At 55.4% G+C, this 10,926-nt stretch carries 9 protein-coding genes; 7 read left to right on the forward strand and 2 right to left on the reverse strand.

Annotated features, from left to right (window positions below):
- Positions 1–76: 76 nt before the first annotated feature.
- Complete coding sequence (gene metG, locus HNQ92_RS25015) at positions 77–2,149, reverse strand: methionine--tRNA ligase (RefSeq protein ID WP_184178592.1); 2,073 nt, start codon at positions 2,147–2,149, stop codon at positions 77–79.
- A gap of 190 nt (positions 2,150–2,339) precedes the next feature.
- On the opposite strand from metG, the gene HNQ92_RS25020 reads away from it, so the two are divergent.
- From HNQ92_RS25020 to HNQ92_RS25040, 5 genes are all read left to right on the forward strand, one after another.
- Positions 2,340–2,852, forward strand: coding sequence for a hypothetical protein (locus HNQ92_RS25020; RefSeq protein WP_184178594.1), 513 nt, complete (start codon positions 2,340–2,342; stop codon positions 2,850–2,852).
- Positions 2,849–3,049, forward strand: a complete 201-nt coding sequence (locus HNQ92_RS25025; RefSeq protein ID WP_184178596.1) for a helix-turn-helix transcriptional regulator — start codon at positions 2,849–2,851, stop codon at positions 3,047–3,049. The genes HNQ92_RS25020 and HNQ92_RS25025 overlap by 4 nt, the downstream gene beginning before the upstream one ends.
- A 283-nt stretch (positions 3,050–3,332) precedes the next feature.
- Positions 3,333–4,334, forward strand: coding sequence for an SDR family NAD(P)-dependent oxidoreductase (locus tag HNQ92_RS25030; protein WP_184178598.1), 1,002 nt, complete (start codon positions 3,333–3,335; stop codon positions 4,332–4,334).
- Between the two features lie 204 nt (positions 4,335–4,538).
- Positions 4,539–5,945, forward strand: coding sequence for a tetratricopeptide repeat protein (locus tag HNQ92_RS25035; RefSeq protein WP_184178600.1), 1,407 nt, complete (start codon positions 4,539–4,541; stop codon positions 5,943–5,945).
- A gap of 262 nt (positions 5,946–6,207) precedes the next feature.
- The gene (locus HNQ92_RS25040; protein ID WP_184178602.1) at positions 6,208–7,611 is read left to right on the forward strand and encodes a cation:proton antiporter domain-containing protein; all 1,404 of its coding nucleotides are present in this window, start codon (positions 6,208–6,210) and stop codon (positions 7,609–7,611) included.
- Positions 7,612–7,944: 333 nt separating this feature from the next.
- Here HNQ92_RS25040 and HNQ92_RS25045 read toward each other — a convergent pair whose 3' ends face one another.
- Positions 7,945–8,937: a glycosyltransferase family 9 protein gene (locus tag HNQ92_RS25045; RefSeq protein WP_184178604.1), complete on the reverse strand. Its 993-nt coding sequence runs from the start codon at positions 8,935–8,937 to the stop codon at positions 7,945–7,947.
- Between the two features lie 84 nt (positions 8,938–9,021).
- On the opposite strand from HNQ92_RS25045, the gene HNQ92_RS25050 reads away from it, so the two are divergent.
- Together HNQ92_RS25050 and HNQ92_RS25055 are read left to right on the forward strand one after the other, a co-directional pair.
- Positions 9,022–10,320, forward strand: coding sequence for a M16 family metallopeptidase (locus HNQ92_RS25050; protein WP_184178606.1), 1,299 nt, complete (start codon positions 9,022–9,024; stop codon positions 10,318–10,320).
- 259 nt (positions 10,321–10,579) lie between these two features.
- Entirely contained in the window at positions 10,580–10,840 is a 261-nt protein-coding gene (locus HNQ92_RS25055; RefSeq protein WP_184178608.1) for a hypothetical protein, read from the forward strand.
- Positions 10,841–10,926 lie beyond the last annotated feature (86 nt).

The raw sequence follows: 10,926 nt of genomic DNA on the forward strand, positions 1-10,926 counted from the left end.
GGTAGTAAAAAAACGACGGGCGTTAGGTACTTTCCCAACGCCCGTTTATTCTAATAAAAGTCTGCTACGAATACAATCAGCTCACGGTGCCGCCGTTCCAGACGTTGCCGTCGGGCTGTACGAAGGCCAGGCTACCGTCGCGGTCTTCGGCCATCAGGATCATCCCGTGCGACTCCATGCCCATCATTTTGCGCGGGGCCAGGTTGGCCAGGTAAAGTACCTTGCGGCCCATAACCTCTTCGGGTTTGAAGTGCTCCGAAATACCGCTCAGGACCGTGCGCTGCTCGCTGCCGATGTCTACCTTTAGCTTGAGTAGCTTCTTACTTTTAGGTACCTGTTCGGCCTCCAGAATGGTCGCTACCCGGATGTCGAGCTTCGCAAAGTCGTCGTACTGAATCTCGGGCTTTACTTCGGCCACTGTTTTGCCTTCCAGCTCATTTTGGCGCTTGGCTTCGTGCAGCTTCTCCACCTGCCGCTGGATGGTACTATCCTCGATTTTCTCAAACAGCAAAGTACCCTCCCCAATCTCCTGTCCCGCCGGGAGTAAGTCGGGCCGTCCGGCCTGGTCCCAGGTACGTTGGCTGAGGCCCAGCTGCTGGCTGAGTTTTTCGGCGGTAAAGGGCAGCACGGGCTCGGCCACGATGGCCAGCGAGGCCGTGATTTGCAGCGCTACGTTCAGGATCGTTTCCACGCGGGCCGGGTCGGTCTTGATGGCGTGCCAGGGCTGGGTTTCGGCCAGGTACTTGTTGCCGAGCCGGGCCAGGTCCATGATGAGCGCCAGCGCCTCCCGGAAGCGGTAGTTTTCCAGCGCCTCACCGATGCGGGTGGGGAAAGCCGCCAGCTCCGCCAGCGTATGGCGGTCAACGTCCTGTAGCTCACCGGCGGCAGGTACCTGGCTCCCGCAAAACTTCTGCGTAAGGACCACGGCGCGGTTCACGAAGTTGCCAAAAATCCCCACCAGTTCGCTGTTGTTGCGGGTCTGGAAGTCTTTCCACGTAAACTCGCTGTCCTTGGCTTCGGGGGCGTTGGCCGTGAGTACGTAGCGAAGTACGTCCTGCTTGTCGGGAAACTCCTCCAGGTACTCGTGCAGCCACACGGCCCAGTTGCGGGAGGTCGAGATCTTGTCGCCCTCCAGGTTCATGAACTCGTTGGCCGGGACGTTGTCGGCCAGCACGTAGCCGCCCTCGGCCATGAGCGTAGCCGGGAAAATGATGCAGTGAAATACAATATTATCCTTACCAATAAAGTGCACCAGCTTGGTTTCGTCGGAAGCGTCGGCGGCGGGTTTCCACCATTTCTCCCAGCCTTCGTCGGTACCATTTTGCTGGATGAGCCAATCTTTCGTGGCCGAAATGTACCCAATCGGCGCTTCAAACCAGACATAAAGTACCTTGCCGTCGTTGTCGGGCAGCGGCACGGGGATGCCCCAGTCCAGGTCGCGGGTCATGGCGCGGGGCTTCAGGCCCTCCTTGAGCCACGACTGGCACTGGCCCAGCACGTTGGTTTTCCACTCACCGTGGCTGTTGACGTACTGCTCGATCTCGGGCTGCATGGCGTCCAGCGGCAGGTACCAGTTTTTGGTTTCTTTCATGACGGGCTTGGCTCCCGAGAGCGTCGAGCGCGGATCTTTGAGCTCGGTGGGGCTGAGCGTAGAGCCGCAGCGCTCGCACTGGTCGCCGTAGGCGTTGGGGTTGGCGCATACCGGGCAGGTACCTACGATGTAGCGGTCGGCCAGGAACTGCTGCGCGGTTTCGTCGTAGTACTGTTCGGTGGTTTCTTCCACAAAAACGCCTTTGTCGTACAGGTCTTTGAAGATTTCCTGCGACGTCCGGTGGTGTACTTCCTTGCTCGTGCGCGAGTAGACGTCAAACGAAATCCCCAGCTCCCGGAAGGATTGGTCGATCTGGGCGTAGTACTTGTCGACGATGGCCTGCGGGGTACTTCCTTCCTTCTTGGCCCGGATCGTGATCGGCACGCCGTGCTCGTCGGTACCGCTGATGAAGGCCACCTCGGCTCCCTTGGCCCGCAGGTACCTTACGTAGGTGTCGGCGGGTACGTAGCAGCCGGCCAGGTGACCGATATGAATAGGACCGTTGGCGTAGATTAGTGCCGCCGTGACGGTATAGCGTTTGGGATTCGTGATGGGCATTTTGGAAATAGGATAAAAGAGTGCTTGGCTGCAAAATTAGTAAAAACACCCGCCGAAAGCTGAATTTACCGCGTTTGCAAATTGATAGGTAAAATATAATTGCTAATTTGTAAAAAATACTTGACATATATTAAAATTGACTTTACATTTATGCCCAGAAAATACCTTCACCTATAACCATCTGTTAGCCATGAAAACAAAAAATCTATTGCCCCACGCCTGGAAACCCTTCGGCTGGGTACTGCTGGTGGTCTGTATTTCGCTGGGCCTTTGGTTGCTGATCGACGACAGTACTTTTCCGTTTCACGCCGAAGTCACCATTCCCTGGCCTTTTATCGACCAGAAGTCAGAGGTGGATCGAATCATTGATTTTATCAACTACAAGGACGGTACCATTACGCTGGAACTGATCGACGAAATCCTTTCGCTTTCCGTTCTGGCGGGGCTATTTATCGTGGGCTTTGCGCGGCTAAAGGTAGAAGACGAGCGCGCGGCGCAGCTGCGGCTGGAGTCGTTGCAGTGGGCCATCTATGGCAATACGCTGGTGCTGGTACTTTGCATCCTGTTTGTGCACGGCCTCGGATTTATCAACGTCATGATCTATAATATGTTCACGCCGTTGCTCATTTTTGTGCTCCGTTTCCACTGGCTGCTGCAGGTACAGCCCGCCCTGGAAGCCAAACGAGAAAGGAGCCTGTCATGACCAACCGCATCCGCATCGAGCGCGCCATCCTGAACATCACCCAGGCCGATCTGGCCGAGCGGGTACAAGTGTCGCGCCAGACCATCAACGCCATCGAGGCCGGTAAGTACTCGCCCACGCTGGCGCTGGGCATGAAGATTGCCCGTGTGTTCGACAAGCCCGTCGACGAGGTATTTCAGCTCGAAGAGGGGGACTAGGTACCTAAATGTATTTTTGGGCTGATCAATTTCTATAAACGTGTGACCGCGCGGCGGTCTACTTTTTCAATCAATTTCTCTTTCCCTATCGCGGGTTGCCTACCAAGAGGAATCCTACCTGGTACTTTAATAAAACGATTCACTTATCAATAGGGTACTTTATTGAGCCTTAATGAGTATTATTTGAATAGGAATCTATAAGAACTAGCTTGTGCTACTTTGCAAGGTACTTTCTTGACTATTTTTAGCGACCTTTGAAGGCGAATCAGAACGAATTCATTCCATGAAAATCCTCATTACCGGAGCCACCGGCTTGGTAGGTAGCGCCGTGGCGAAGCGCCTGCTGCGCGATGGGCACACCGTGGTGGCGCTGCACCGGGCGGGCTCGGACCGGTCGCTGCTTCAGGAAGTAGAAAGCCAGCTGGTGTGGGAAGAGGGCGACCTGCTGGACCTGCTGCGTCTGGAGCAGCTCATCCGGGACGTCGACTACGTGGTGCACGCGGCGGCGATGGTGTCATTTGCGCCCCGCGACCGCGACCAGATGCACAAAGTGAACGTAGAAGGTACCCTCAACGTAGTGAACGCCTGCCTGCACGCGGGCGTGCGGAAGCTTTGCCACGTGAGCAGCAACGCCGCCCTGGGCCGCCCCGACCCCCGACGGGTACTTCAGGGGCAGGAGGTAGTGATTGATGAAAGCCAACGCTGGGAAGAATCACCGACCAACTCGCAGTACGCCAAGACCAAGTACCTGGCCGAGCTGGAAGTGTGGCGGGGCGTGGCCGAGGGGCTGCGCGCGGTGATCGTGAACCCGTCGCTGGTGCTGGGCGAGGGAGACTGGCATCGGAGCAGCACGCGGCTTTTTCGCTACGCCTACGACGAAAAGCCCTTCTACACCGAGGGGATGGTGAACTACGTGGACGTGCAGGACGTGGCCGAGGCCGTGAGTAGGTTGCTTTTTTCGGACATCACGGGCGAGCGCTTCCTGCTCAACGCGGGCAGCATGACCTACCAGGCGCTCTTCAATCAAGTAGCGGATGCCTTTGGCAAAAAACGCCCCACGATCCGGGTGGGGGCGGGGCTGGCGGCGGTGATCTGGCGGCTGGAGGCCCTGCGTTCCTGGCTGACGGGAAGTACCCCGCTCATCACCCGCGAGAGCGCCAAGTCGGCCACGCACCGGTTTCGATACAGCAGCGAAAAAATACAGAACGCCCTTTCTTTTACGTTTCAACCCGTAGACCACACGATCCGTCGGGTTGCGGGAAGTTTCGGAAGAGAAGAAATTTGATAATCGAATAATTCTTTTTACCTTTCTTTGGTTAATCAAGCAGGTCACCCACAGGCGGGCCTACGGACAGTCCGTTCGTGATCCTAGGGAACAGAGTACTTGCCAAACAAAGGTACCTTTCCCGATCAGGAGTAGGCGCCCGCTGTGAACTGTGGTGTTATTGAAGTACCTTTGTAGGGCATTCTAACCCATTATTTGTGTACGATGGAGCAGGACTTTGAGGAAAGAAAAGATTTTATGAAGGAAACATTGCGTCGCTTCGAACACATGCTCAAAACCGACGCCAAAGAGTTTTTTGATCTTGAAACGTACGAGCAGGTTGCAGAACATTATTTGGATAAAGGGGAATGGGATAAAGCGTTTAAAGCGTGTGAATTAGGGCTCGAGAATTACCCGTATTCGCTGGAACTGATGCTAAACAAAGCGCAGCTCCTGGCCAATCGGAACGAGTTTGAACCCGCCATGGACATCCTCGAGCGCGCGGCGTTGTTTCATCCCGGCGACAGCGAAATCCCCTTCATGCAGGGGGCGATCTATAACCTCATGGGCGAGTACGAAATGTCGGTGCACATCCTGGAAGGCATGCTCGACGTGGCGGAAGACAAAGACGATATTTACTACCAGATCGGCCAGAGCTACCAGAACTGGGGCAAGTACGAGGAGGCCATCCGCAATTACAAAAAGTCAATCCAGATCAACCTTAAAAACGAGCACGCGCTCTACGAGCTGGCCCACTGCCTGGACCTGATCGGGGAGCTAGAGAGCCACCTCGACTACTACAACGAGCTCGTGGACCAGGAGCCTTTCTCGCACCACGCCTGGTACAACCTCGGCATTGCCTACAGCAAGCTGGAGCGCTTCGAGGAGGCTGCGCGGGCCTACGAGTACGCCACGCTCGTGAAGGATGATTTTGCGTCGGCCTACTTCAACCTGGGCAATTCGTACATGAACCTGAGCCTGTACGAAAAGGCGCGGCAGAACTACCAAAAAGCCATTGAGCTGGAAGGGCCGCAGCCCGAAACCTGCTGCTGCCTGGGGGCTAGCTACGAAAAAATGGGCGAGTACGAAATCGCCATCCGGCACTACCGCGAAGCCGTGAAGCTTGATAGCGAGTGGGACGACGGCTGGTTTGGGCTGGGGATTTGCATGAGTGAGCTGGAGCGCTGGCACGAGGCCATCGGGTTTTTGCGCAAAGCGATCCAAATCACCGAGCTGAATCCCGACTATTGGCTGGCTCTGGCCGAAACCGAATTCCGGCTGGGTAACGTGGTGTCGGCCTTTGAAGCCTTCGAGAAATCGGCTGAGATCGAACCCACCAACCCCGAAGTGTGGCTGAAGTGGTCGCTGGTACTTTTTGATCAGGGCAACTACTCCCGGGCGTGTGATCTGGTGCAGGCCGCGGTAGACGAAATGCCCCAGGAAGCCGATCTTTACTACCGCCTGGCGATCTACCTCATCCACGCCGGTGAGTACCGCGAGGCGCTGCTCAACCTGGAAATAGCGCTTACCCTTAACTACGAAGGCCACGCGCAGCTCTTCGATTTCTTCCCCGAGCTCGAAAAGCAAAAAGCGCTCTACCGGATCATTGAGCAGTACCGGGGCGAGCAGTAGACGTTGCTGGGGGTGGAAGGTAGTTGCATCTTTAATCATAAAAAAATCCTGATCAGGTAGAGTGAGGTACTTTTACTTCGCTTTGCCTGATTTTTTTGTGCTCCGTCGGGACCAGCGCGACGCTCGTATCGGTGGGGCCACCTGGATTGTAGTCAGGCTGCTATCTAGTTGCGTTTTAAACGCAGGCAGATGCAACCCCGGTTACAAATCGGGGTTAGCATAATCGTTTTGTGTAAAGACCAGCCCAAATCGCTACCTTTTCATGCGTAAATTCAAGACCAGTTTCTTTTACCTGTTTCTGCTCGGGCTCTTTGCGGCTTTGATGTACTGGCTGGTCGGAGCAGGTACCCAGCTACAAAACAGCCGAACCATCCATCAAGTACCCCCCGTGTCTGAGCCCTGGCCGGGATTCGGTGAGACCTTCCTGACTAATCTCCACCATCCGCTGGCCCTTTTATTGGTTCAGATCATCGTGATCCTTAGCGCAGCACGTTTGCTGGGGTGGCTTTTTCAGCAAATCCGCCAACCGGCCGTGGTGGGCGAAATCATGGCCGGGCTTCTGCTGGGGCCGTCTTTGGCAGGGTACTATTTTCCGGCTTTTTCGGACTTGGTGTTTCCGGCGGCGTCGCTGGGGTACCTGCAGGTACTTAGCCAGCTCGGGCTGGTGTTTTTCATGTTCATCGTGGGCATGGAGCTGGATCTGAAAATGATCAAAAGCAAGGCGCACGAAGCCCTGGTCATCAGCCACGCCAGCATCGTGGTTCCCTTTTTTCTGGGGGTACTTTTGGCGTACTTTATCTACCAGTCATACGCCCCGGCGTCGGTCGATTTTCTTTCCTTTGCCCTTTTTATGGGCATTGCCATGAGCATCACGGCCTTTCCGGTGCTGGCGCGCATCGTGCAGGAGCGTGGCCTCCACAAAACGCGTCTGGGTACCTTGGTCATTACCTGCGCCGCCGTGGACGATGTAACAGCCTGGTGCCTGCTGGCGGCGGTCATTGTGGTGGTGAAAGCGGGTACTTGGGTGAGCCTGCTGTGGGTCATTGGTTTGTCGGGGATGTTCATTCTTTTGATGCTGTACGGGGTACATCCTTGGCTAGCAAAAATGGCCCGGCGCTACGGGACCGACCGCCCCCTGAGCCGCTCCGTGGTGGCGGTATTCTTCCTGGTACTGCTGGCCTCGGCCTGGCTGACGGAGGTCATCGGCATTCACGCCCTCTTCGGCGCTTTCCTGACGGGCGTCATCATGCCCGACCACGAAAAATTCCGCCGGGCCCTGGCCGAAAAGGTAGAAGATGTGGCCCTGGTGCTGTTACTGCCTTTGTTTTTTGTGATTACTGGTTTAAAGACGCAGGTAGGTCTTTTGAGCGAGCCTTCCTTGTGGCAGGTAGCCGGTTGGATCATCGGGGTGGCGGTGGCCGGAAAGTTTTTGGGAAGCGCCCTGGCGGCGAAGGTAGTGGGACAAAGCTGGAAAGACAGCCTGTCCATCGGCGCACTCATGAACACCCGCGGGCTCATGGAGCTGATCGTCCTCAACATCGGGTACGACCTGGGTATCCTGAGTCCGGAAATATTTACGATGATGGTACTAATGGCGCTCCTCACGACCTGCATGACCGGCCCCGCCCTGGACCTCATCGAAAGGTACTTCAAAAGTACCCCCTAGCGCTCGTCCTAATTCTTAATCAGGATGCCTTTCAACAGCATTTAAAACACTATTCAGACACAGCCCTGATTTGCCATCAGGGCTAGCGCTGGTTTTTCAAGTACCAAACGCTCGTCCCAATCTGCGATCGGGATGCCTTCAATTAGCGTTTAAAACGCTATTCAGATACAGCCCTGATGGCAAATCAGGGTTAGCGCTAATTCTTGCAAGTACCCTAAAGTACCTGGGCTCGTCCCGATCTGTGATTGGAGACGGATTCAAGCGGCGTTTGAAACGCTATTCAGACACAGCCCTGATGGCAAATCAGGGTTAGCGCTGGTCTTACAAGTACCCCTAAAGTACCCCCGTCAGCTGCTCTAGCTTGATGTCCAGCGCGCAGCGGAAATGGCCTTCGGGGCAGGCGCGGTGGCCGTGCAGGCCGCAGGGACGGCAGGGCAGGGGCTCGGGTACTTCCACCACAAACGATTGCTCGGCTAGCGGGCCAAAGCCAAACTCTGGTACCGTGGAGCAATAGACCGCGCAAACGGGCGCGTTCACGGCCGAGCACAGGTGCAGGGGAGCCGAGTCGTTGACGTAGTTCATGACAGCCCCCTGCATGAGCGCCGCCGATTGCAGCAGCGATAGTTGCCCGCACACATTCTCCACCAAGGTACCTGCTCCCGCTCCCTGCCAGATCTGCTCGGCCAGGGCGTGGTCGGTGGGGCTACCCAGGAGGTAGATCCGGTAGGTACCTGGTAGCTGCCGGATGAGCTGCGCCCAACGCTCGGCGGGGTACTGCTTCGTAAACCAAACCGACGCGGGCGCGATACACAGGTACGGCTGGCGCTGGTAGGGAAGTACCCGTTTGTAGTCGGCGGGGGACGGGTACAGGCGCGGTGGGGGTACCTGAGCGTCGGTAAGGTGCTGGATGAGGGCGTGGTTGCGGTCTACCTCGTGGGTACCGGCTTCGAGCCGGTGGGGTACCTGGTGCGTAAAGGCAAACGACAGCGGGTTTTTGTCAAATCCCACGCGCATCGGCGCGCCCGACAGCGCCGTGAGCAGGCCCGTACCGGCAAAGCGTTGCAGGTTGATGGCTACATCGTACCGGCGGCGGCGAATCTTGCCCAGCAGTGCAAAAAGACTACGGTACTTTCGCTTTTTTTTCTCCCAAATAAGTACCTCGTGCAGGTAGGGATGCTGCGCAAAAAGGCCTTCGTTGCCGCGCCGGACCAGCAGGTCGAGTTGGGCTTGCGGAAAATGGGCATGTAGCTTTTCGAGCAGAGCGCTGGCCAAAATGACGTCGCCGATGAAGGCCGTTTGGATGACCAGGATACGTTGCGGACTCATGGTAGTTAGGGGTAATCCGACAAAAATGCTTAATTTTGTACATACCACCGAAAATTATCGGCAGGTATTTTTTGTTCTTACAGAATGAAGAAAAATGTAACCCGCAAACGGGTCGTGAATCCCTCGACGACGGGTGCTCTTTCCGAAGAGTACCAGCTACACACGCTCCCGAACGGAATCCGGATTGCCCACAAACAGGTACCTTATACGCAGATTGCGCACTGCGGCATCATGCTCGACATCGGCAGCCGCGACGAGCAGCCGCACCAGCAGGGGCTGGCGCATTTCTGGGAACACATGGCTTTCAAAGGTACCCAGAAGCGCCGCTCGCACCACATCATCAACCGCCTCGAAACCGTGGGCGGGGAGCTGAACGCCTACACCACCAAGGAGAAAATATGCTTTCACGCCTCGGTGCTCGACGAGCATTTCGACAAGGCCCTGGACCTGCTCGTGGATATTTCGTTTCATTCGATTTTCCCCGAGCGTCAGATCGACCGCGAGCGTAACGTGATCCTGGAGGAGATGTCGATGTACTACGACTCGCCCGAAGACGCCATCCAGGACGATCTGGATCAGCTGCTATTTCCCGGCCACGCGCTGGGCTACAACATCCTGGGTACTTCCGAAACAGTGCGCTCCTTCACGCGCGACGACCTGCGGGCCTTCATAGCCGAAAACCTGGATACGGAGCGAATCGTGGTGGCTTCGGTAAGCCGGTTGCCTTTTTCGAAGGTCATCCGGATTGCCGAAAAGTACCTGCGCGACCTCCCCACCCAGCGTACGGCGCGCGTGCGGCAGGCTCCGCAGCTCTATGTACCCACGCGGCAGGAGGTGCAGCGCTCCCTCACGCAGGCGCAGAGCGCCATGGGGCGGCCGTCGTACCCGCTCGCCGACGACCGCCGCCTACCTTTCTTTATGCTGGTCAACCTGCTGGGCGGACCGGGCATGAACTCTCGCTTCAACATGGCCCTGCGCGAGCGCTACGGCTTCGTGTACTCCATCGAGGCCAACTACACGCCCTACCTCGACACGGGCTTTCTGGGCATTTACTTCGGGACCGAGCCCCGGCAGCTCAGTCGTAGTATGTACCTCATCCACAAAGAGCTCAAGCGCCTCCGCGAGCAGCCACTCACGCCCACGCAGCTGCACCACACCAAGGTACAGCTCATGGGGCAGCTGGCGATGTCGGAAGAAAGCAACATGAGTTTTATGCTCATGATGGCCAAAAGCCTGCTGGATACGGGCCGGGTGGATTCACTGACGGAAATCTTTGGTGAGATCCAGCAAATCACCGCCGCCCAGCTCCAGGAACTGGCCCAGGACATGTTCGATGAAAATCTCTTCAGCTACCTGACTTTCCTGCCCGAGGAGGAGGAGTAGTTTTTTTTGCAAAGCAGCTTACAAAGGTACCTTGGCTCCAAACGTGGCTTGAGGTACCTTTTTTTGTGGGTAGTTTTTGTTGGGCGGCATTCCGCTGGGCGACACACTAACAAAAATGTAGATTCATCGCTAGATCAAATCGGCGAATTGCTTACTTTGGGAGCACAGACAGCTACGCAAGTACCTCCGCACAAAACGAATATACACGAAAAGGTGATGTAGGTTAGATTTATACAGATGTTATAGGTAATTTAAGAAAATGAGATACAAAAAAATTGACATTGAATATTGGACTTATCCTGAAGGAGATGACTTCAAAGATATCAGTGAATTTGCAAAAGGTGTTGATCAAGATTATTTATTAACGTTAAGTAAAAAAAGGACTGACGCTTGTGGTGGTGGACTTTATGATCTTATAATAAAAGTTACCGAGGATATTTCACTACTTGATTTGGCGAAAAGTTATGCTGAAGATGGTGTTAAAGTCGCAATTGGGTACTCATTAAAAAAAATGGTCTAACCCCCTATTTCTTGGAGTCGGATTCTACAAATTGGTACAAGTTAATATTCTTTGAATAATCTACTATCACAGTGCTTTCTTGGTAA

The organism is Rhabdobacter roseus (genome assembly GCF_014202275.1).
Taxonomy (GTDB): domain Bacteria; phylum Bacteroidota; class Bacteroidia; order Cytophagales; family Spirosomataceae; genus Rhabdobacter; species Rhabdobacter roseus.

What these genes read in the sequence shown, in the direction of transcription:
- metG (WP_184178592.1), bottom strand. Translation starts at nt 2,149, where the DNA reads ATGCCCATCACGAATCCCAAACGCTATACCGTCACGGCGGCACTAATC.
- HNQ92_RS25020 (WP_184178594.1), top strand. Translation starts at nt 2,340, where the DNA reads ATGAAAACAAAAAATCTATTGCCCCACGCCTGGAAACCCTTCGGCTGG.
- HNQ92_RS25025 (WP_184178596.1), top strand. Translation starts at nt 2,849, where the DNA reads ATGACCAACCGCATCCGCATCGAGCGCGCCATCCTGAACATCACCCAG.
- HNQ92_RS25030 (WP_184178598.1), top strand. Translation starts at nt 3,333, where the DNA reads ATGAAAATCCTCATTACCGGAGCCACCGGCTTGGTAGGTAGCGCCGTG.
- HNQ92_RS25035 (WP_184178600.1), top strand. Translation starts at nt 4,539, where the DNA reads ATGGAGCAGGACTTTGAGGAAAGAAAAGATTTTATGAAGGAAACATTG.
- HNQ92_RS25040 (WP_184178602.1), top strand. Translation starts at nt 6,208, where the DNA reads ATGCGTAAATTCAAGACCAGTTTCTTTTACCTGTTTCTGCTCGGGCTC.
- HNQ92_RS25045 (WP_184178604.1), bottom strand. Translation starts at nt 8,937, where the DNA reads ATGAGTCCGCAACGTATCCTGGTCATCCAAACGGCCTTCATCGGCGAC.
- HNQ92_RS25050 (WP_184178606.1), top strand. Translation starts at nt 9,022, where the DNA reads ATGAAGAAAAATGTAACCCGCAAACGGGTCGTGAATCCCTCGACGACG.
- HNQ92_RS25055 (WP_184178608.1), top strand. Translation starts at nt 10,580, where the DNA reads ATGAGATACAAAAAAATTGACATTGAATATTGGACTTATCCTGAAGGA.